The sequence below is a fragment of the Roseobacter sp. FCG-D35 genome, from assembly GCF_033436665.1.
Lineage (GTDB): Bacteria > Pseudomonadota > Alphaproteobacteria > Rhodobacterales > Rhodobacteraceae > JAWQFO01.
The window spans coordinates 103,393-124,652 of the sequence record NZ_JAWQFO010000005.1; the positions used below are offsets into that span (position 1 = coordinate 103,393).

Sequence of the window (21,260 nt, forward strand, 5' to 3'; positions counted from 1 at the left end):
GGATGACTGACACCCCGAACCACAGATTGAGCAGCGGCAACCCCTGCACGCTGGGCGCGGTCCACGACGACGGCGGCGTGAATTTCGCGGTGTTTTCCGAGAACGCGACCAGGATCGAGCTTTGTCTCTTCACGCCCGACGGCGCCCGGGAAACCGCCCGGATCGCCCTGCCCGAACGCACCGGGCCGGTCTGGCACGGGTATCTCGAAGGGCTGCCGAAGGGGACGGTCTACGGCTACCGGGCGCACGGCAGCTACGCCCCGGAACAGGGACACCGCTTCAACCCGAACAAGCTGCTGATGGATCCCTATACGCGCGAGCTGCGGGGAGGGTGGAAACGCGATCCCGCCGTGCTCGGGTATGACGCCAAGAGTTCCGGCGCGGACCTGTCCTTCAATACCCGCGACAGCGCGCCTTTCGTCGCCAAGTCGGTCGTGTCCGACTTCTCGATCTTCGGGACCCTGCGCAACGGTGCGCACCGGCGCAGCGAGCGTGACCTGATCTACGAGGCCCATCCCAAGGGCCTGACGGTCACTCATCCCGGTGTGCCGGAGGCGCTGAGAGGCACCTACGAGGGGCTGGCGTCGGACGCGATGATCGAGCACCTGCACCGGCTCGGGGTCGGCGCCGTCGAGCTTCTGCCGGTGCATGCGCTGATCGACGACGCCTTCCTGCTCGAGAAAGGCCTGGTGAACTACTGGGGCTACAACTCCGTCGGCTTTTTCGCGCCGGAGCCGCGTTATTTCGGTCCCAGCGGGCTGCTGGGGTTCCGCACCATGGTCGACCGCTTCCACGACGCCGGGATCGAGGTCATTCTCGACGTGGTCTACAACCACACAGCAGAGGGCGACCAGTACGGCCCGACCCTGTGCTACCGCGGCCTCGACAACGCGTCCTATTACCGGCTGATAAACGGGCAGCCGCGCTATTACGTCAACGACACCGGTACCGGAAATACCGTGAACGTGGCACATCCTTTCGTGCTGCGCATGGTGCTCGACAGCCTGCGCTTCTGGGTCGAGTGTATGGGCATCGACGGGTTCCGCTTCGATCTCGCCACCACGCTCGGGCGCGAGGACTACGGGTTCGACAAGCATGGCGGCTTTTTCGACGCGCTGCGGCAGGACCCGGTGCTGGCCAAGGTGCGCATGATCGCCGAACCCTGGGACATCGGTCCCGGCGGCTACCGGCTGGGCGGCTACCCGCACGAATTTCTCGAATGGAACGACACCTTCCGCGATACGGTGCGGCGCTACTGGCGCAACGACGATCATTCGGCACAGGAACTGAGCGCGCGGCTGCTCGGGTCGGCCGACAAGTTCGACCGGGCCGGGCGGCGTTCGTGGGCGTCGGTCAACTTCGTCGCGGCACATGACGGTTTCACGCTCGCCGACATCACGCGCTACAACGAACGCCACAACGAGGCCAACGGCGAAAAGAACCAGGACGGGCACAACGCGAATTACAGCGACAACTGCGGCGTCGAGGGCGACACCGACGACCCGGCGATCCTGGCCAAGCGTGCCCGGCGCCAGCGCAACATGCTGGCGACGCTGTTCCTGTCGCAGGGCACGCCGATGCTGCTGGCGGGGGACGAATTCGGCAACTCCCAGCAGGGTAACAACAACGCCTACTGCCAGGACAACGCAGTCGGCTGGGTGAACTGGGGCAATGCGGACGCGGAATTGATGTACTTCGTCGAGCAGCTTTCGGCGTTCCGGGTGAAGCACCGGGCGCTGCGCCAGACCCGGTTCCTGCACGGGGCAGCGCGGGCGGCGGACGGGCTGCCGGATGTCGAGTGGACGGATTTCTCGGGCGGGCCGCTGCACTGGCGTGATCCCGGTCTCACCAATTTCTGCCTGACGCTGCGCTGCTCGGCGGAGGCACCGGAGTACGAAGCTTCGGACGATACCGTTTTCATCGCCTTCAACCGGGAGGAAACGTCGATGACGTCCGTGCTGCCGGACGCACCCGGGGGACGGCGCTGGGTGCGCGGCATCGACACCTCGCTGGGTGAGGTCAACGACGAAGATGGTGTGCCCGGACAGGCGGTGATCGCAAGGCGCTCGGTCGCCGCCTTCGTCCTTGAAGACGTGGAAGAGGTCGCGGCATGACCGGTGCGGAAGCGCTCGACGCGCTGGCCGAACTCTACGGCATCCACCCGAGCTTCGTGGATCTCGGCGGGGTGACGCATGAAACCTCGCCGGACACGAAACGCGCCTTGCTGCGCGCCAACGGGCTCGATGTGGCCTCGGAGACGCAGATCGTCGAAACGCTGGCCGCAGAGACCGCGCGCCGGTCGTCGCGCCGCTACCCCGAGGAGATCATCGTAGAGAGCGGATCGCCGACTTCGCTCGACTTTGGCGGTGGGGCCGAGTGGTCGGTGACGGAAGACGGCACCGAAACGGTCGTCGCCGAGGGGCGCGGGTCCGGGACCATCGCGCTGCCCGCGCTGCCCTCCGGGGTTTACGATCTCGCGGTCCGCGACGCTGCTCGGGTCGAACACGTCACGCTGCTGGCCGCGCCGTGTCGCCTGCCGTCGGTCGAGGACCTGACCGGGTGCAATCGCCTCTGGGGGCTGAGCGCCGCCCTTTATGGCCTGACCTCCGAGCGCAATGCCGGCATGGGTGATTTCTTCGATCTCGAAACCGCGGCAAGTGCCTTCGGAGGGCTCGGAGCGGGTTTCGTCGGCCTCAATCCGGTCCATGCGATGGGCTATTGCGACGTCGAGACCGCGAGCCCCTATTCGCCGTCGCACCGGGGTTTTCTGAACACGTCCTACATCGCGCTTGACCACGTTCCGGGTCTCGGCGGCAAGCCCGCCGTGGCGGAACTGCTGGACAGCCATGGCGTCGAACTCGAACGTCTACGCGCGAGTGACACCGTATTGCACGCCGCGCACAAGCGCGCGCACCGCAAGATGCTCGAAATGCTCTACGACATCTTCGGGCGCGAGGCCGGGAGCCGGGCGGCGGAGTCCTTCGATGCCTATGCCGAGGCGGCGACGCCGGCAACACTGCGCTTTGTCGCCTACGAGGCGCTCAGCGAGCGTCACGGTGCCGACTGGCGCACCTGGCCGCGCGACGTCAGCGCCGAGGACGCACCGGAAGACCGCGCCCGGTTTCACCTCTGGCTGCAATGGGTCGCGGAGCGGCAGTTGCAGCGGGCCCAGACCCGGGCGCTCGACAGCGGGATGCCGCTCGGGCTCTACCTCGATCTTGCCGTCGGTCCGCGACGGGACGGGGCGGAAGCCTGGTGCGAGCAGGACACGGTGGCCATCGGTGTCTCGGTCGGGGCGCCGCCTGATCACCTGAACCCCGAGGGCCAGCGCTGGAACCTCGCGGCCTTTTCACCGGCGCGGCTGCGTGCGCAGAGATATGCGCCCCTGCGCGGGATCCTCACCGCAACTATGCGCGACGCCGGGGTGGTACGGATCGACCATGTGCTCGGGCTGTTCCGCAGCTTCTGGCTGCCCGACGACGGCAGCCCGGGCGCCTACATCAGCCAGCCTTTCGAGTCGCTTCTGGCGATCATCAAGATCGAGGCCGAGCGCAACGGGACCGCCGTGATCGGCGAGGACCTCGGGCTGGTCCCCGAAGGCTTCCGCGAAACCATGCGCGGGCATGGCTTCTACGGGTACTCGGTCCTGCAATACGAGAAAACGGATGCAGGGCACATCCGCGATCCGAAATCCGGTCCGGCGCAGGTCCTGTCCTGCTTCGCCACCCATGACACGCCGACCCTGCGCGGGTTCCGGCAGGGGCGTGATATCGACTGGTGGGAAGGGCTCGGCTGGACCGACGCCGAGACCGCGCAGGCCGCGCGCGTGCAGCGGCGCACGGATGTCGCGGCCCTCGTTGCGCTGGGCGACGAAAGCGACTGCGGCGTGCCTTCGCCGGAAGACGATGGCGACCGCCTGCAGAATGCCGTGCATGGCGCGCTGGCCGGGTCTCCCGCCGCGATGGTCTGCGTCCAACTCGACGACGTGCTGGGATCGACCGAGGCGCAGAACCTGCCCGGGACCGTCGAGGAGCACCCGAACTGGCAGCGCAGGCACGACCTGCCCGTGGAGGATCTTGCAACGCATGACGGCCTCGCCTCGCTCGCCGCCTGCATGCAGCGCGCGGGCCGATCCGCGACCCCCTTTTCGACCGAGGATGACGACAATGACCCATGACACCGTTCAGACCGCGCCGATCGACGGCCAGAAGCCCGGAACCTCGGGCCTGCGCAAGAAGACACGCGTCTTCATGCAGGAGCATTACCTTGAGAACTTCGTACAATCGGTCTTCGAGGCAATCGGCGGCGGCCAGGGCAAGACCTTCGTCGTCGGCGGCGACGGACGCTATTTCAATGCGCAGGCGATCCAGACCATCCTCAAGATGGCAGCGGCGAACGGCGCGGCGAAGGTCATCGTCGGGCAGGACGGGATTCTGTCGACGCCCGCCGCATCCCATCTCATCCGGCTCAACAAGACCGACGGCGGGTTCATCCTGTCGGCAAGCCACAACCCGGGCGGCATCGACGAGGATTTCGGCGTCAAATTCAACGCGGCCAATGGCGGCCCCGCGCCGGAAGGGCTGACGGGAAAGATGTTCGAGGCCACCAAGACGATCTCGGAATACAGGATCGCACGGTTCGAGGATGTCGACCTCGGCAGCATTGGCACCTCTGAACGCGGCGGCTTGACGGTCGAGGTGGTCGACCCGGTTGCGGATTACGCCGCGCTGATGGAGAGCCTGTTCGACTTCGATGCCATCCGGACGATGTTCCAAAGCGGCTTCACCATGCGCTTCGACGCCATGCATGCGGTGACCGGACCCTATGCGAAGGATATCCTTGAAGGCCGACTTGGCGCGGCGTCCGGCACGGTCGCGAACGGCGACCCCAGCGAGGATTTCGGCGGTGGCCATCCCGATCCGAACCCGATCTGGGCCAAGCCGCTGATGGACCTGATGATGTCGGATGACGCGCCCGACCTCGGCGCGGCCTCGGACGGGGATGGCGACCGCAACATGATCGTGGGCAGGGGTATCTACGTGACCCCTTCGGACAGCCTCGCGCTGCTGGCCGCGAACGCGACCCTGGCGCCGGGCTACAAAAACGGTCTTGCGGGCGTCGCACGCTCGATGCCGACCTCGGGCGCGGCGGACCGGGTCGCGGAAAAGCTCGGCATCGATTGCTTCGAGACGCCGACCGGGTGGAAATTCTTCGGCAACCTGCTCGACGCGGGCAAGGCCACGCTCTGCGGCGAGGAAAGCGCCGGGACCGGCTCGGACCACGTGCGCGAGAAGGACGGGCTCTGGGCGGTCCTGCTCTGGCTCAACATCCTCGCCGAACGCAAGCAGCCGGTGCAGGAGATCGTCGAGGAGCATTGGCGTACCTACGGGCGCAACTACTACACGCGCCATGATTTCGAGGCGGTGCCGGTCGAAAAAGCGGGCGCGCTTATGGATGGCATCGTCGCACGGCTGGGCGATCTCGAGGGTCAGAGCTTTGCCGGTCTCGCGGTCACCGGCGCGGACGAGTTTTCCTACACCGATCCGGTCGATGGCTCGGTCAGCACGAACCAGGGCCTTCGAATCTGGTTCGAGGGTGGCGGTCGCGCGGTACTGCGCCTGTCGGGCACCGGGACCGAGGGCGCGACGATCAGGCTCTATCTCGAGCAATACCGTGCACCGCAGGAGGGCACGACCGACCCGGCTGCGGAGGTGCTGGAGCCGCTGCGGCAGGCCGTGCTCGAACTTGCCGGCTTCGAAAAGCATGTCGGGCGGGTGGAGCCGGACGTGATCACCTGATAATGCCGTTTCGAAACAACACGGAAGGCGCCGCCGATGGACAGGTCACAGGTCAACGAGATCCTCAAGGAGGGCGATGCCTTCTTTCGCAAGCACGGTTTCATCCTGCCGCCTTACGCCTACTGGTCGCCCGAGCGTATCCGTGGTGCGGAGGCCGAAACGATCCGCGAACGCGGTCTCGGCTGGGACATCACCGACTACGGGCAGGGCAGGTTCGACGAGATGGGCCTGTTCCTCTTCACGACCCGGAACGGACTGCAGTCCGACCTCGATGCCGGTCGCGGCATGGTCTACGCCGAGAAGATCATGATCTCGCGCGAGAACCAGCTTTCGCCTATGCACCGGCATATCGTAAAGACCGAGGACATCATCAACCGCGGCGGTGGCGCGCTTATCATCGAGCTGTTCAATTCCGCACCCGACGGCAGCGTCGACCGCGAGGCGGAGATCACCGTGCAGTGCGACGGCGTTCCCGTCACGCTTCAGGCCGGCGGGCACCTGCGGCTTGACCCGGGGGCAAGCGTGACTCTGGTGCCGGGCGACTGGCACGCCTTCTGGGCCGAGGGCGGCGACTGCCTGATCGGCGAGGTGTCCACCGTCAACGACGACCGCACCGACAACATCTTCGAAATGGAGATCGGGCGCTTTTCCGACATCACCGAGGATGTCGACCCGGTGCACCTGCTGGTGTCGGACTACTAGGACGTCCGTCCGTCGAACTGCGTCGCGGTAATCCCCGCGGCCTCGAGCGCCGCGCGGACGCTGGTGGCGATCTCGACCGCCTCGGGCGTGTCGCCGTGCAGGCAGATCGTGTCGATGCCGGTCTCGATGCGCTTGCCGCTCTCGGTGATGATCGCGCCGGCCTCGACCATCTCGACCATTCGCGCACCGGCGCGCGCGGCATCGTGGATCACCGCACCGGGCAGGCCACGGTCGACCAGCGTGGCGTCGTCGTTGTAGGCGCGATCGGCGAAAATCTCAGCGGCGAAGCGGCAGCCGAGCTTGCGCACCGCGGCCTCCTGCGCGGTGGCGGCCAGCACCATGACGATGAGATCCGGCGCGACCGAAAGCGCGGCCTCGTAGAGATCGCTGGCAAGCTGCTCGTCTTCCGAGGCCATGTTGGCGAGCGCCCCGTGCAGCTTGAGATGCCGCACCTGCGCACCCACGGCCTTCGCCATGCCGACATGGGCCGCGACCTGGTAACGAACCGAGTTCTGCAGCGATCCACGCGGGATCGTCAGGCGCCGGCGGCCGAACCCTTGCAGGTCCGGAAAGCCGGGGTGTGCGCCGATGCCCACGCCGTTGCGGTGCGCCAGCGTCAGCGTCTCCGACAGCACGTCCGGATCGCCGGCATGGGCGCCGCAGGCGATGTTGGCCGAGGTCACGATCTCCAGCAGGCGCGCGTCATCGCCCATCTTCCACGGGCCGAAGCTCTCTCCCATGTCGGCGTTGAGGTCCACGCGGGGCATCGCTGTCTCCTTCAGTCGGAATAGGGGTCGGCGGTGGCCGAGACCACGCCGCCGACAAGTTGGTATCCCAGCAGGTCGGGGATGTCATGCGGGTCGCGGACCAGCGGGTGCAAACGGTCGGGCAGCGCCTTCAACGCGGCGCGGGCGCGGCGTTCGATGGCGATGGCCTCTTCCAGTGACATGAACTCGAACCGGATCAGCGCGCCCGCCGGGGCCTGGGCAACAAGCGGCAAGTCAGCCGGGATGACGGTTCCGATGCGCGGATAGCCACCCGTCGTCTGACATTCGCACATCAGCACGTAGGGTGCCCCGTCGCCGGTGATCTGGATATCGCCCGGCACGATGACCTCAGAGACGATCCCGAGCCCGTCGGCGGCCGCGAAACCTTCTCCGTCGTGCGAGAGACGCACGCCCTGGCGGTTGGCGCGGGCATCGCGGACAAAGCGCGTCTCGGAAAACCGGTTCCGCATCTCCTTGGTAAACGCGCCGGTCTGCATCGAGGCGACGATGCGCACGGTGCCGCCGGCAAGCCGGCTGTCGGGGCGGAGCTGCCACCCGCAGCGGGGCGACCCCGATGCGTTGCCGAACGGCAGGCGGTCGCCGGTCTCCAGCAACCGGCCGATCTCGGCGGTCAGGTGCGCCGCACGCGATCCCATCACAGGATCGCCGTCGAAGCCGCCCGCGACCGAAAGATAGCCATAGGTCCCCGCCCGCGCCCCGCCGATCGCGAGTGTCGCGCCCCGCGGCCAGGCGTGGCAGGCGTTGGGCGCCAGCGGCGCACCGTCGAGTGTCGCCGCCATCTCGGCGCCGGTCAGGGCGACGGCGGTGTCCTGCGTCGCCTCGAACCTGCCGCCGTTGCCGTTCATCTCGATGGCCGCGAGGTCTGGCGACTGGCGCAGCAGCACCGCCGCCTCCTGCAGCGCCAGCGGGTCGGCGGCGCCGCCACGGGTGATGCCCTGGGCGCGGTATCCTGGCCGCCCGGCATCCTGAAGGCTCATCGCGGGACCGGCCTGCCGGACAATGACTTCGCCGCTCATGCAATGGCCTCGCGCTCGGCCCCGCCGTTGCCAGAAGTGTCGCGGATGCGGTCGAAGGCCGCGCGGTCGATGGACGGAAACACCATCTCGTCGCCCGGCGACAAGGCGAAGGGCGGATCGCCGGACGGTCGGAAGGTCCGGAAGCCGGTCTGACCGACATGGCGCCAGCCAGTTGGCGAGGCATTGGTGAAGACGATGAGTTGCCGGATCGCCGTGACCAGCGCCCCGGAAGGCACCTTCGGCGTCAGCCCTTCGATTCGGGGAATGTTCCAGTGCGCGGGCAACTCTCCGGTGTAGGGCTGACCGGGCGCGAAGCCGATCGTGAGAACCCGCACCCGCGCTGTGGAGAGCTCCTGCACCGCCGTGTCGGGATCGACCCCGGCGGCTTCGGCGGCGTCCTCGAGCTGTGGCGCAAGATCGGTGCCATAGACCGTGGGAACGTGCCAGAGCGTACGGCCTCCGGGCAGGGCGGCGTCGCTCCAGTCGCGCGTGGCGATCAGGTCCGACAGCCGCGCTGTCATCTTTTCCGCGCCGACGGCGACAAGATCGACCGCGAGGAAGGTCGAGACCAGTGAGGTCGCGGTTTCCTGCACCTCCGGCCAGTCCGCCTCGTCGACCGCCGCGCGGAAGGCCAGCGCGGCGCGGTTGGCCGGTTCGGACATGGCATCGGCAAAACTGACCAGCAGACCCGAAAGGCCGACGGTGCGGATGCGGGGAAAGTCGGTCATGCCCGGCCTACCCCGGCGTCGCGCGCATGTTCTCGGGCAGCCACGTCGCAAGCTCCGGCACGAAGATCAGCACGAAAACCATCGCCACCATGATCAGGAACATCGGCAGGGCGGCGCGGGTGATGTAGCCCATCTCGTGCTCGGTCATGCCCTGCAGCACGAAGAGGTTGAAGCCGATGGGGGGCGTGATCTGCGCCATTTCGACCACCACCACGACGAAGATGCCGAACCAGATCAGGTCGATGCCGGCGCCGCGCACCATCGGTTCGACCACAGCCATGGTCAGCACGACCGATGAAATGCCGTCGAGGAACATGCCGAGCACGATGTAGAAGACCAGCAGCGCCATCAGCAGCTCGAAGCGCGACAGCTCCATTGCCGCGATGCCGTCGGCGAGCGCGCGCGGCAGGCCGGTGAAGCCCATCGACAGTTTCAGGAAGGCGGCTCCTGCAAGGATCAGCGCGATCATCGCCGAGGTACGCATCGCGCCCATCAGGCTGTCGCGGAACGAGGCCGGCGTCAGCGATCCCTGCACCAGCGCCAGCAGCAGCGCCCCGATCACGCCGATCGCGGCGGCCTCGGTGGCCGTGGCGAAGCCTAGATACATCGAGCCGATGACAACGAGGATCAGCGCGAAGACAGGCAGCAGGAAACGCGAGTTGCGCAGCTTCTCGGCGAGGCTCATGTCGGTTTCGACGTCCGGGTTCCACGACGTCGAGGTTTTCGAGACCACCGCGACATAGGCCATGAACAGGATCGCGAGGATCAGGCCGGGCACGATACCGGCGAAGAACAGCTTGGTGATGCTCTCGTTCACGGTGACGCCGTAGACGATCAGCGCCAGCGACGGTGGGATCATCAGCCCCAGTGTCGCGGCCCCGGCCAGCGTGCCGATTACCATGCGTTCTGGGTAGTTGCGCGCGCGCAACTCCGGGATCGACATCTTGCCAACCGTCGACAGCGTTGCCGCGGAGGATCCGGAGACGGCGGCGAAGACGGTGCAGCCAACGATGTTGGTGTGGACGAGCCCTCCGGGCAGACGGGCGAGCCAGGGTGAGAGGCCGCGGAACATGTCCTCGCTCAACCGCGTGCGGTAGAGGATCTCGCCCATCCAGACGAAGAGCGGCAAAGCAGTCAGGGTCCAGGAGGATGACGAGGCCCAGATCGTCGTGACCATCACGTCGCCCACGGGCCGCGTCGTGAACAGCTCTATCCCGACCCATGCCACGCCCATCAGCGCCAGCCCGACCCAGACCCCGGAGCCGAGCAGGACGAAGAGGACAGCGAGGAAGAGAGCAATGGCGTAGACTTCGGTCATCGGGTCACTCTCCGTGCGACTGCTGGACGATGTCGCGGGTGATGCGATGCTGCCCGCGGAAAAGCACATGCATCAGGTTGTCGGTCAGCGCGATGGCCAGAGCCGCACCGCCCAGGACCATGACCGATTGCGGGATCCAGAGTTTCGTCGCGTCCTGCGCCTGGCTGATCTCGTTGAACTTCCAGGACCAGTAGACGAACCAGTAGGCGTAGTAGGTGAAGTACCACGCGACCGCCGCGCCGACGGCGAAACACCAGATCTCCAGCAGGCGCTTCGGGCCTGGCGGCAGGGCGTTGAGCAGGATCGACACGCGAATGTGCGCGCCTCGGTTCAGCGCGTTGGCGAAGGCGAGAAAGCTCGCGGAGGCCATGGCATAACCGGCATATTGCGCGGCACCGGGAAAGATCTCGCCCGTCCAGCGCGCGACCATCTGCGCCACGATCAGAAGCAGGATCGCCACCAAGCTGATCGCGGCGAGGATGCCGCAACCGAGGTAGAGCGCATCGAGCGCGCGGCGCAATGTCTTCATCGCGGAAGCCTCCGGCGGGTCCGGGGCGGCGCGATGTGCGCCGCCCCGCGCAAGGATCAGTTGCCCTTGTAGGCGTCGACGATTGCCTTGCCGTCGTCACCGGCGGCTTCGAGCCATTCGGCGGTCATGGTCTCGCCCACCGCGCGCAGTTCTTCCATCAGCGCGTCGCTTGCCGGACCCACGGTCATGCCGTTCTCGGTCAGACCGTCGAGCGTGGTCTGTGTGTAGTCCTTCGAGGCCTGCAAACCGCGGCTTTCGGCCTCTTCGGCGCAGCCGATGATTACGGCTTTCATGTCGTCCGGCACGCCGTCCCAGACCTCTTTGTTGACCATTACGTAGTTGCGCGGCAGCCAGGCGTCGACGGTGTAGAAATGCGTCAGGCTTTCCCATACCTTCTGGTCATAACCCGTGGCCCCGGACGAGATCATCGCCTCGGCCACGCCGGTGGCGAAGGCCTGGCTCAGTTCGGCCGCCTCGATCGTCACCGGCAGCATGCCGGTAAGTTCGGCAAGACGTGAAGTGGCGTTGTTGTACGAGCGGAACTTGACGCCTTCCATGTCGGCGGTCGCGTTCACTTCCTTCTTAAAATAGAAGCCCTGAGGCGGCCACGGCACCGAGTAGAGATAGACGAGGTTCTGCTCGTCGAGCACCTCCTCGATCTTCGGTTTGGCGGCGTCCCAGAGCTTTGCGTGATCGTCGAAGCTGGGCGACAGGAAGGGGATCGAGTCGAACCCGAAGATCGCGTTCTCGTTCTGGTGACCGGAGAGCAGGCGCTCGCCGATCTGGACCTGCCCGGTCTGGATCGCGCGCTTGATGTCGGCTCCGGCAAACAGAGCGCCGCCCGGGTGGGTGGTGATCTCGATCTCGCCGCCGGTGCCATCGGTCACGCACTGGGCGAACTCCGCGCCGTTCTCGGAATGGAAGTTGGTGGCCGCATAGGCCATCGGCATATCCCACTTCTCGGCGGCGACAGCGGGCAGCGCGATCGCCGCCGTGGCGACGCCTGCCATCAGGGTCTGCATGGTTTTCATTTCGGTCTCCCGGTTGGTTGGACGGTGTCAGCGTGCGCCGTCTGCGCGGCACTTCGCAAGGCGCGCGGCTATGTCGAGTGACCCGGCGCCGGGATGATTCCCGGCTTTGATCATGACGCACTTTGACATTACGTCAACAAATTGTTGACATTTCGCCGATGTGGCGCAGTCTGGAGGGTATGAGTGACAGTTATCTGGGCCCCGTCGTCTCGTCCGCGCATCTTGCCAGCGGTTCCTTCGCGGAACTGTCGGAACTGGAGTTCGGCCTGACTCTCGCCAACAACGCCTTCCACCGCTGGATGGTCCGGGCCATCGCCATGGCCGGGCACCCCGAACTCGGCGCGCTCGACGTGCTGGTGCTGCACAGCGTCTATCACCGGAGCCGTCCCAAGAAGCTGGCCGACATCTGCCTTGTGCTCAACATCGAGGACACGCACACGGTAAATTACGCGGTCAAGAAGCTGGTGAAATCCGGTCTGGTGACAGACGGCCGCCAAGGCAAGGAAAAGACCGTGACCGCGACCAAGGCGGGGGCCGAGGTCTGCGAGACCTACAAGGAAATCCGCGAAGGTCTGCTGATGCGCGCCGTGGGTGAACTGGGGCTCGAACCCGAGCAGGTCAGCCGCGCGGCCTCGCTGCTGCGGCTGATGTCGGGACAGTACGATCAGGCAGCGCGGGCGGCGACGACCTACTGAAACGGGCGGGCGACGGTTCAGCGCGGGTCGCGCAGCCAGCCATCCTCGAAGGCGGCAGTGGATACCCCGGCAAGCCGCGTCAGCCGCGCCAGTTCCGCCTCGAAGGCCGCCTGGCGTCCCTTGCCCCAGCGCACGCCACGTTCGGGCCAGAGCGCGCGTACGATCAGCGTGTCGCGTTCCCGAAATGCTTTCATGTCGACCCGTGCGACGATGTCCTCACCTTCCATCACCGGGAAGACGTAGTAGCCGTATCTGCGCCTGGCTTCCGGCACGAAGATTTCGATCCGGTAATCGAACCCGAAGAGCCGTTCGGCACGCTTGCGGTCGCGCAGGGCCGGATCGAAGGGGCTGAGCACGCGCAGGCGGTTCGAGACCGGGGCATTCAGTCCGGGGTCCTCGGCCAGACCCGGGCGCGCGTAGCTGTCGCGGACCGCGCCATCCGCGCCGGTCACGCGCACCTTCTCCAGCCGACCCGCCGCCAGTTCCCGTGCGCACCAGGCCTTTGCCTCGTCGACACTGACATGCGCCCAGAAGGCGGCGATCTCGCCATGCGTCGCGAACCCGAGCCGGTCGAGCGCCCCGTTGCAGCACCAGTCGATCGTCGCCGTCTCGTCGGGCATCCGCGCTGTGTCGCACAGCGCCTCCTCCAGCACGCGCTCAGTCAGGTCGTAGCGTTTGCGGAACCCGTCGCGCCCGGTCACGCAGAGCGCGCCGCTGCGCCAGAGATATTCCAGCGCGGTCTTGGAAGGGTGCCATTCCCACCAGCCGCCGCCCTTGCTGCGTTCCTCGCCGTCACCGAGATCGGACGTGCAGACTGGACCGTGGTCGCGGATGTGGTCGAGCACGTCCTGAAAGCGGTGCTCGAACTCGTGCTGCTGCCAGTTTCGGTACCGCTTGCGCAGGGCCTCGGCATCGCGCACCCGGCGCATCTGCCACCACGGGTAATAGCTGACCGGGATCATGGCGGCATCATGCGTCCAGTGCTCGAAGAGCGCCCGGTCGCGTTCGTAGAGCGACTTCAGCGCCTTCGGGCGATAGCTCGGGCGCCGCGAGAACAGAATCAGGTCATGGGCGCGGGCGACGGTGTTGATGCTGTCGAGCTGCACGAAGCCCAGGCGTTCGATCAGTGCCAGCAGCTCGGGTCCCTTCGCGGGGCCCTGAGGCGCTTCGGCCAGCGCGTGCCGGTCGAGAAACAGACGCCGGGCTTCGCGATTGCCGAGTGTAAAAGGAGTCATCCGCGCCGGTAGCGCCGCAGCGTGTCGCCGTAAGCGATGGTCGGCGTCAGATTTGTGAGCACCGGTGTCGGACTGTCGGTTTCCGGCGCGGCCACGCGGTCGAGGATAATCTGCGCCGCAGCCTGACCGATCTCGCGCCGGCAGGCATCCATCGTGGCCAGCTTGCGCGGCAGACCCTGCAGCAGTTCGACCCCGTTGAAACCCGCAAGCCCGATCTGGCCGGGCACATCGATGCCCTTGTCGAGCAGGTAGAGCAGACCGCCCGCGCCGATCATGTCGTTGGAGTAGTAGAGGAAGTCGAGGTCGGGGTTGCGCTCGAGCATGGCCTGCGTCATCTCGCGGCCCTTGGCCAGCGCCGAGCCGCCCGAGTAGAACGCACGCTCCTCGATCTCGATCCCCGCGGCGGCAAGGCCCTGCGTCAGACCCTCGAAGCGTTTGCGCGCACGGTGGTCGAGCGGCATCTTCGTGCCCATGAAGCCGATGCGAGAGTAGCCTTCCTTGAGGATCGCCTTGGCCATCTCTCGGCCCGCCCGGCGGTGCGAGATGCCGACCATCGAGTCCACGGGCTTGCCGTCGGTGTCCATGATCTCGACCACGGGGATGCCAGCATTCTCGAGCATCGCCCGGCTGGCGTCGGAATGCTCGATCCCGGCGATGATCACGCCCGACGGCCGCCACGAGAGCATCTCGTAAAGCACCTGCTCTTCCTTTTCCGGCAGGTAGTCCGTGACGCCCACGACAGGCTGCAGAGGCGTGTTCTCGAAGGCGGTGTTGATGCCGTTGAAGACCTCCGGGAAGACCATGTTCGACAGCGAGGGGATGATGACGGCGACCAGGTTCACCCGTTGCGAGGCGAGTGAGCCCGCGATCTGGTTCGGCACGTAGCCAAGCGTCTTGGCGGTTTGCAGAACCTTCTCTCGGGTCGCCTTCGAGACATCGCCGCTGTTGCGCAGCACGCGGCTGACGGTCATTTCCGAAACCCCGCAGGCCTCCGACACGTCGCGGAGGGTCAAGGGGCGTTGCCTGGGTCTCGTCAATGTCCGGTCCTGTCTTTGCGTGACCGAAGTGTTACCCATGCGGGCAGACGCCCGCAAGCGGCGATGGTGCCGCGCGATAAGCCGATGACAAGTCGGCCACACTCCGCTACACGAAGCCCGGAGGCCCTGTGGCTCAACAGGATAGAGCAGCCCCCTCCTAAGGGGCAGGTTGCAGGTTCGAATCCTGCCAGGGTCGCCAGACGTTTCCGCACCGGGGTCATGTTGACTTGGACCCGGCCAGCTTCGAAGCTGGTCTAAGGCGTGCGTGGGACAAGCGGCAGATCATGGCAGAAAGCAGAGCGGAGGATCGGACGCGGGACCGGGCGGTTAAGGCGCCGGAGGACGATGCGCCGCGCAGACGCCGCGCCTTTGTCACGCGTATCTCGCTGGTCGGGATCGTGCTGGGCGGCCTCTTTTGCGCGACGACCTTCACGCCATCGCTGATCCCGCGGCCCTGGGGGGCGCAGGGCGTGCTGGCCGGCTGTGCGCTGGCGACGGGCTATGGGGTCGGGACGGCGCTGGGTGGCATCTGGCGCTTTCTCGAGGCTCCGCTTCCCAATATCCGGCAGCACCGGGTCCTGGTCTGGATCCTGCTGGCCGCGATGGTCGTCCTCCTGACCGTCTCCCTGCTCTACGCCCGGGACTGGCAGAACGAGACGCTGGTGCTGATGGGATTGCCCGAGGCCGAGGACGGGTTCTTTCTGCGCATCCTCGCTCTGGGGGGCGTCGTGGCCGCGGTGCTGATCCTGCTTGGTTGGGGTTTGGTGGCGGGGCTCCGGATGGCCGCGCGCTATCCGCTTCGCTTCGCGCCGCGACGGTTCCTGTCGCTGTTCGGGGTGCTGCTGTTCCTCGTCCTGCTTCTGACGACGTTGAACGACACTGTGATCAGCGGTGCGATCTCGTTCATCGACGAGGTCCAGATGGCCGCCGACGTCAGCGACCCGCCCGGGGTACGCCCGCCGGAGGAGGCCGGACGGTCGGGCAGCCCGGAGTCTTTGATCGCGTGGGACGATCTCGGCCATGCCGGCAAGCTTTTCGTGCACGAGGGGCCGGACGCGGCAGAGATCGCGCGCCTGACCGGCCGTCCGGCGCAAGAGCCGATCCGCGTCTATGCCGGCCTGCGCTCGGCGGATGACAACCGCGCGCGGGCGGAACTGGTTCTGGAAGAGCTGAAGCGCACGGGCGCCTTCGAGCGCAGCGTGCTTGTGATCGCTACGCCGACGGGGACCGGATGGCTCGACGATGCCGGCATCGCGCCGCTGGAATACCTGCACGGTGGTGACACGGCGGTAGCGGGCGTTCAGTATTCCTATCTCGCAAGCCCGCAGTCGCTGATCCTCGAACCCGGCCGCGCGCAGGGATCGGCCTCGGAAGTCTTCGACGTGATCTACGGCTACTGGAGCGCGCTTGCACCCGACAGCCGACCGCGGCTCTATCTCTTCGGTCTCAGCCTCGGGTCCTACGGGTCGGAAAGCTCGCCGATGATGTATGCCTATGTCCGCAACCCGATCAGCGGCGCGGTCTGGGCCGGGCCGACCTTCCGCAACGCGCTCTGGCGCCGGATCATCGAGAACCGCGACGATGGCTCGCCGGCCTGGGCGCCGGTCTTCGAGACCGGGACGCTGATCCGGGTTCTGTCGCCCGGCGGGCGGATCGACCGGTCGCCGGACTCCTGGGGGCCGTTGCGCATCGCCTATGTCGCCAACCCCTCGGACGCCATTGTCTTCTTTCGCGAGGACATGTGGCTCTACCGCCCGGCCTGGATGGACGACCCGCGCGGGCCGGACGTGTCGCCGTTGCTGCGCTGGGTGCCCGTGGTGACCTTCCTGCAGGTGGCGATGGACATGCTGCTGGCGGCCAGTGTTCCGCCGGGCCACGGCCACACCTACGCGGCGCGCGACTACCTGCAGGCCTGGCGCGCGGTGACGCAGCCCGAGGACTGGACGGATCAGGACACCGACGGATTGATCCGGCACATGGCAGGTCGCTGAATCCGCGCCTATCGCAGAGACAAATGACAGGGTGGATCTGGTCGGGCAGAGAGGATTCGAACCTCCGACCCCCTGCTCCCGAAGCAGGTGCGCTACCAGGCTGCGCTACTGCCCGACCGTGACGCGCGCAATATCCCTATCGCGCGCCGATGGCAAGCGGCAGTTACTCTGAATTTCGATGCCGCGCGAGGCTGAGAATGGTCGAGACCCGCGGCACGATGCCGGTCTCTGGACGAGACCGTGTGTGCAGCACCGGCTGCTGGTTGCTGGTGCCGCTGCGGCTTTCGCGCAGGACGATGTAGAGCCCGCTGGCGATGATGATGGACGCGCCGATGGCCGTGAAGCCATCGATGGTTTCCTGGAAGAAGATGAATCCGTAGATCGCCGCCCAGAGGATCTGGGAATACTGCATCGGTGCGACGATCACCGCCTCTCCGCTGTTGTAGGCGGCGATCACGAACCGCCCGGCGGTCCAGGCGAAAAGTGCGATGAGCGCAAGGCGACCGATGTCGGCGAGCGGCATCGGGACATAGACCAGCGGCAGAAGCGACCCCATGATGAGGAAGTTCGCCATGATCGGGTAGAGCATGACCACGACGGTGCGTTCTTCGCGCCCGATCTTGCGCACGATGATCGAGGCGAAGGAACTGGAGATCGCCGCCGCCAGCGCCGCGAGATGGCCAAGCTGCAGTTCGGACTGGCCCGGGCGCAGGACGACCATGACGCCGCAGAGGCCGAAGATCACCGCGATGCCGCGCCGCAGGCGCACCGTCTCGCCGAGCATCGGAATGGCAAGGATCGTGATCAGCAGCGGTGCGGCGAAGAGAATGGCATAGGTCTGCGCAAGCGGCAGGACGGAAAAGGCGTAGAAGGCGCTGAACCCGGTCACGACGGTCGCGGCGGCCCGCGCCGCCATCCACCACGGGTGGTTCGGGATCAGCGTTCCGGGGGTGGTGTCGCGCAGCAGGTAGAGCGTGGCGAGCGGGAAGCTGAACAGAACGCTGAAAAAGACGATCTGGATCGGCGAATAGGCGCTGCCGAGGATCTTGATGATTACGTCGTGGATGGCGAAGATTCCGAAGGCCGTCAGCGCCAGCAGGGCGCCCTTCGCGTTGGAATTCATCGGTCTCTTGCCTCCGAGTCGAACCTTGCCGGCGCGCGCATCGGCCCGGACGGGACGCGCCTTGCGTGCCCGCGGGACTGCCACCGGTTGCGAAACAGACGCGCCGGCGGGCCGCATCGGCCCGCGAACCCGCCTTCAAGACCCGACCGGGTGCCGCCCGGCCGGAAAATTTCAGAGCCCGTCGTCCAGCGCCGCGAGGATCGCGTCTCCCATGCCGGACGTGCTGACGGGTGTGCCGCCCTCGGGGCCCATCAGGTCGGCGGTGCGCATGCCGTCGGCCAGCACCTTCTCGACCGCCTGTTCCAGCCGTGTCGCCTCGTCGCCCTGGTCGAACGAGTAGCGCAGAGCCATCGCGAAGCTGAGGATGCAGGCGATCGGGTTCGCCTTGCCCTGGCCCGCGATGTCGGGGGCCGAGCCGTGCACCGGTTCGTAAAGCGCCTTGGGCCGGCCGTTCGCCATCGGTGCGCCGAGGCTGGCCGAAGGCAGCATGCCGAGCGAGCCGGTCAGCATGGCCGCGAGGTCCGACAGCAGGTCGCCGAAGAGGTTGTCGGTCACGATCACGTCGAACTGCTTGGGCCAGCGCGTGAGCTGCATCGCGCCGGCGTCGGCATACATGTGGCTCAGCTCGACGTCCGGGTAATCCTCGTCGTGCACCTTCTGGACGACCTCGCGCCACAGGATGCCCGATTCCATCACGTTGGCCTTCTCCATCGAGCAGACCTTGTTCGACCGCTTTCGTGCCAGTTCGAAGGCGGACCTTGCGACCCGGTCGATCTCGCTTTCGGTGTAGCGCTGGGTATTCACGCCGACGCGTTCGTTGCCTTCCTTGAAGATGCCGCGCGGCTCGCCGAAGTAGACGCCCGAGGTCAGCTCGCGGATGATCATGATGTCGAGGCCTGCGACCACGTCCTTCTTGAGCGAGGAGAAATCGGCGAGCGCATCGAAACATTGCGCCGGGCGCAGGTTCGAGAACAGGTCCATTTCCTTGCGCAGGCGCAGCAGGCCGCGCTCGGGCTTCACCGAGAAGTCGAGGTTGTCGTATTTCGGGCCGCCCACGGCGCCCAGCAGGACCGCGTCGACCTCCTGCGCCTTCGCCATCGTGTCGTCGTGCAGTGGGGTGCCGTGCTTGTCGTAGGCGCAGCCGCCGACGAGATCCTCAGAGACGTCGAAGGCCAGCCCACGCTTGTCCCCGAACCATCCGATGATCCGCTTGACCTCGTCCATGACCTCCGGACCGATGCCGTCGCCGGGAAGGATGAGAAGGGAGGGATTGGCCATGGATCGTCTCCTGCGTATTTGTCCTCAAGCGCCCTATCGCGGGGGAGGTGCGCGGTCAAGAACGCGCCGGATGTCAGCGCGCCAGATCGACCCAGACGAGCCGGTGGCGGCTGGCCCTTGCAGCGGTTTCGGCCTCCGAGGTGTTCGGCGCCGGCCAATAGACGCCGCCGCCCGTGACCGTCCAGTCCGCCGAGGGGAGCACGTAGTCGACGCGCAGGTTTCCCGGATCGGGGTCGTCCCAATCGACGGTGTCGCGGGCATCCCCGGCGGCTTTTGCGCCGGCACTGGTCTGGCCCGGATCCTGCAGGCGCGGATCTGACAGCAGCCCGCGGATCGCCTCTTTTCGTCCCTCGCCGTCTTTCGGGTCGAGGTTGGCGTCGCCCAGCAGGACGAAGTGATCCGCTGGCGGACTGCCGATCCTGCCGTCGAGGAATTGGCCCCAGAAGGCGATCTCGTCGTGGTTGCGGCGACCATTGCGGTCCTCGGGACCGTCGAAGACCGGCGGGCTTGCGTGAAAGGTCAGAAGCGTCACCTCGCCGAGATCGGGCACGTCGACGGGGATGACCCAGTGACCGGTGGTCGACAGGCGCTGGACGGCCTGTGCCTCGGGCGAGGGAAACGGCGCGCCATCGACCTCCGGCAGCAGCGCGCCGGGCAGATCGGTCCAGAGCAGGTTGGAAAAGTCCTGTATCTCGGCCTCGACGATCTCGAACGTCGACAGGATCGCCATGCCGCCCTGTCCGGAGAAGCTTCCGAAGCCCTGGGCGTCGCGCGGACCGTCGTCGCGGCCATCGCCGTCGAGGTCGATGCCGGTGGCGACACCGGTGTTCGGGCGTGCCGCGAAGCTGTGGGCATAGTCGATCCCGGCGGCGGACAGCGTTTCGACGAAGGCGGCAAGCGCCGCGCCGGTCAGGTCATAGTCGAAGCCTTGCAGCGCGAGGATGTCCGGTCGAACAGTGGCGATGACGTCTGCCGCGGCGGCGATCTGTGGATCCTCGCCGCGTAGGATGTCGCGCAGCAGCAGGCCGGGGCCCTTGCGCTGGAACTCGGTATTGTAGGACGCGATGCGGAGCCCGTCGGCCTGCGCCGGGGCTCCGAGCATCAGCAGGGTCGCAAGGATCAGGCGGTCTGGAACTCGACGTCCTCGGCGGCGCTTGCGTAGGCCCTGCGGCGCTTTTCCTCGATCAGCTCGGCGATGCGGTTCATCGCGATGCCGCGCATGATCATGCTTGCCGGAAGAAATGCCCATGCGCTGATCGTCCAGATGAGGGTCTGCGTGTTGTCCAGCGAGATCGGGTCGATTAGCACCGCGGCCGCCTTGACCACCGCCGGGATGATGAACGGCAACAGGAAACCAAGCGCGATGTTGATGCGCGCGTCGCGCTGGAGCCGATAGAGCACGTCGCCGCCGGCCGTTGGATCGAAGAGCGGCAGGTTCACCCAGACGTTGAAGGCACCGCTGCGTGTCGGCCAGCCCAGAATCCGGACCATCGCCACGAACACGATCATCGCGACCAGCGAAATCATGTAGGCGAGGCCGGCGGCGGTGCGCACCGAATTGATCGTGTCGATCGTCGCGTCGCCGGGCAGCATCAGCACCACAAGGCGAACCGGCGAGTAGGGAAAGTCGATGGCATTGCCGATCACCGTGCCGATCGAGGTCAGGCTCGCAGTCAGCATCGTCGGCTCCGTCTTGCCCTTGGCGATCGCGGTAAGCAGGAAGACGATCAGGAACAGGGTAATGAAGCGAAGGCGGTTGAACGGAGCGGCATCGCGAAACTCAACGATGCTTGGCGCGTTCGAGTTGTATTCTATGAAGGTCATGATTGAGGCGATTACCGCGACAAGGACCACGATCTGGGTTTGATCGGCGACGATACCGGGCAGGAGCAGTGCTGGAGTCGCGATGAGCAGCGCTACCAGCAAGCCGCGCATTGCGGCTCCTGTCATTCGTGCAATCATAAATAGTTACCCCTTCAAACTGGATGGCT

Annotated in this window: 18 protein-coding genes and 2 tRNA genes; 7 read left to right on the top strand and 13 right to left on the bottom strand. The window is 66.5% G+C overall.

Features of this window, described 5'->3' with window-relative positions:
- Positions 1-2: 2 nt before the first annotated feature.
- Genes glgX through R5H30_RS13230 form a run of 4 tightly spaced genes read left to right on the top strand, consistent with a single transcriptional unit; the run spans position 3 to position 6,500 of the window.
- Positions 3-2,114 (top strand): glycogen debranching protein GlgX, encoded by a 2,112-nt coding sequence (glgX, locus tag R5H30_RS13215; protein WP_318328892.1) that lies wholly within the window; start codon positions 3-5, stop codon positions 2,112-2,114.
- Positions 2,111-4,177, top strand: coding sequence for a 4-alpha-glucanotransferase (malQ, locus tag R5H30_RS13220; RefSeq protein ID WP_318328893.1), 2,067 nt, complete (start codon positions 2,111-2,113; stop codon positions 4,175-4,177). Before glgX ends, malQ begins: the two co-directional genes overlap by 4 nt.
- Positions 4,167-5,798, top strand: coding sequence for an alpha-D-glucose phosphate-specific phosphoglucomutase (locus tag R5H30_RS13225; protein ID WP_318328894.1), 1,632 nt, complete (start codon positions 4,167-4,169; stop codon positions 5,796-5,798). Before malQ ends, R5H30_RS13225 begins: the two co-directional genes overlap by 11 nt.
- 36 nt (positions 5,799-5,834) lie before the next feature.
- Positions 5,835-6,500, top strand: a complete 666-nt coding sequence (locus R5H30_RS13230; RefSeq protein ID WP_318328895.1) for a D-lyxose/D-mannose family sugar isomerase — start codon at positions 5,835-5,837, stop codon at positions 6,498-6,500.
- Here R5H30_RS13230 and R5H30_RS13235 read toward each other — a convergent pair.
- From R5H30_RS13235 to R5H30_RS13260, 6 genes are read right to left on the bottom strand one after another with little or no spacing between them, the layout of a single operon-like run.
- Positions 6,497-7,267: a LamB/YcsF family protein gene (locus R5H30_RS13235; protein WP_318328896.1), complete on the bottom strand. Its 771-nt coding sequence runs from the start codon at positions 7,265-7,267 to the stop codon at positions 6,497-6,499. The two genes, R5H30_RS13230 and R5H30_RS13235, sit on opposite strands and share 4 nt — an antisense overlap.
- An 11-nt stretch (positions 7,268-7,278) precedes the next feature.
- On the bottom strand, positions 7,279-8,304 hold the full coding sequence (locus R5H30_RS13240; RefSeq protein ID WP_318328897.1) for a 5-oxoprolinase subunit C family protein: 1,026 nt from the start codon (positions 8,302-8,304) through the stop codon (positions 7,279-7,281).
- Positions 8,301-9,032, bottom strand: a complete 732-nt coding sequence (locus tag R5H30_RS13245; protein WP_318328898.1) for a 5-oxoprolinase subunit B family protein — start codon at positions 9,030-9,032, stop codon at positions 8,301-8,303. The genes R5H30_RS13240 and R5H30_RS13245 overlap by 4 nt, the downstream gene beginning before the upstream one ends.
- 7 nt (positions 9,033-9,039) lie before the next feature.
- Positions 9,040-10,350 carry a TRAP transporter large permease gene (locus R5H30_RS13250; RefSeq protein WP_318328900.1) on the bottom strand — a complete coding sequence of 437 codons (1,311 nt, stop codon included), beginning with the start codon at positions 10,348-10,350 and terminating at the stop codon, positions 9,040-9,042.
- Positions 10,351-10,354: 4 nt separating this feature from the next.
- Entirely contained in the window at positions 10,355-10,879 is a 525-nt protein-coding gene (locus R5H30_RS13255) for a TRAP transporter small permease (RefSeq protein ID WP_318328902.1), read from the bottom strand.
- A gap of 56 nt (positions 10,880-10,935) precedes the next feature.
- Positions 10,936-11,910 carry a TRAP transporter substrate-binding protein gene (locus R5H30_RS13260; protein ID WP_318328903.1) on the bottom strand — a complete coding sequence of 325 codons (975 nt, stop codon included), beginning with the start codon at positions 11,908-11,910 and terminating at the stop codon, positions 10,936-10,938.
- A gap of 179 nt (positions 11,911-12,089) precedes the next feature.
- On the opposite strand from R5H30_RS13260, the gene R5H30_RS13265 reads away from it, so the two are divergent.
- Complete coding sequence (locus R5H30_RS13265) at positions 12,090-12,605, top strand: winged helix DNA-binding protein (RefSeq protein ID WP_318328904.1); 516 nt, start codon at positions 12,090-12,092, stop codon at positions 12,603-12,605.
- 17 nt (positions 12,606-12,622) lie between these two features.
- Here the strand turns inward: R5H30_RS13265 and R5H30_RS13270 are convergent, their stop codons facing one another.
- Both R5H30_RS13270 and R5H30_RS13275 read right to left on the bottom strand, forming a co-directional pair.
- Positions 12,623-13,840: a winged helix-turn-helix domain-containing protein gene (locus tag R5H30_RS13270; RefSeq protein WP_318328905.1), complete on the bottom strand. Its 1,218-nt coding sequence runs from the start codon at positions 13,838-13,840 to the stop codon at positions 12,623-12,625.
- Complete coding sequence (locus R5H30_RS13275; RefSeq protein WP_318328906.1) at positions 13,837-14,853, bottom strand: LacI family DNA-binding transcriptional regulator; 1,017 nt, start codon at positions 14,851-14,853, stop codon at positions 13,837-13,839. The genes R5H30_RS13270 and R5H30_RS13275 overlap by 4 nt, the downstream gene beginning before the upstream one ends.
- A gap of 146 nt (positions 14,854-14,999) precedes the next feature.
- Here R5H30_RS13275 and R5H30_RS13280 point away from each other — a divergent pair.
- A tRNA-Arg gene (locus tag R5H30_RS13280) sits at positions 15,000-15,076 on the top strand.
- 85 nt (positions 15,077-15,161) lie between these two features.
- Entirely contained in the window at positions 15,162-16,868 is a 1,707-nt protein-coding gene (locus tag R5H30_RS13285; protein ID WP_318328907.1) for an alpha/beta hydrolase, read from the top strand.
- 38 nt (positions 16,869-16,906) lie between these two features.
- Here R5H30_RS13285 and R5H30_RS13290 read toward each other — a convergent pair.
- The 5 genes from R5H30_RS13290 to R5H30_RS13310 all read right to left on the bottom strand — a co-directional run bounded on the left by R5H30_RS13290 (position 16,907) and on the right by R5H30_RS13310 (position 21,231).
- Positions 16,907-16,983: transfer RNA gene (locus R5H30_RS13290), tRNA-Pro, on the bottom strand.
- A 48-nt stretch (positions 16,984-17,031) separates the two neighbouring features.
- A complete protein-coding gene (locus tag R5H30_RS13295; protein ID WP_318328908.1) occupies positions 17,032-17,991 on the bottom strand; it encodes a DMT family transporter in 960 nt (319 codons plus the stop codon).
- Positions 17,992-18,162: 171 nt separating this feature from the next.
- Positions 18,163-19,269: a 3-isopropylmalate dehydrogenase gene (gene leuB, locus R5H30_RS13300; protein ID WP_318328909.1), complete on the bottom strand. Its 1,107-nt coding sequence runs from the start codon at positions 19,267-19,269 to the stop codon at positions 18,163-18,165.
- Positions 19,270-19,342: 73 nt separating this feature from the next.
- Entirely contained in the window at positions 19,343-20,371 is a 1,029-nt protein-coding gene (locus R5H30_RS13305) for an endonuclease/exonuclease/phosphatase family protein (RefSeq protein WP_318328910.1), read from the bottom strand.
- Between the two features lie 17 nt (positions 20,372-20,388).
- Positions 20,389-21,231 carry a hypothetical protein gene (locus R5H30_RS13310; RefSeq protein ID WP_318328911.1) on the bottom strand — a complete coding sequence of 281 codons (843 nt, stop codon included), beginning with the start codon at positions 21,229-21,231 and terminating at the stop codon, positions 20,389-20,391.
- Positions 21,232-21,260 lie beyond the last annotated feature (29 nt).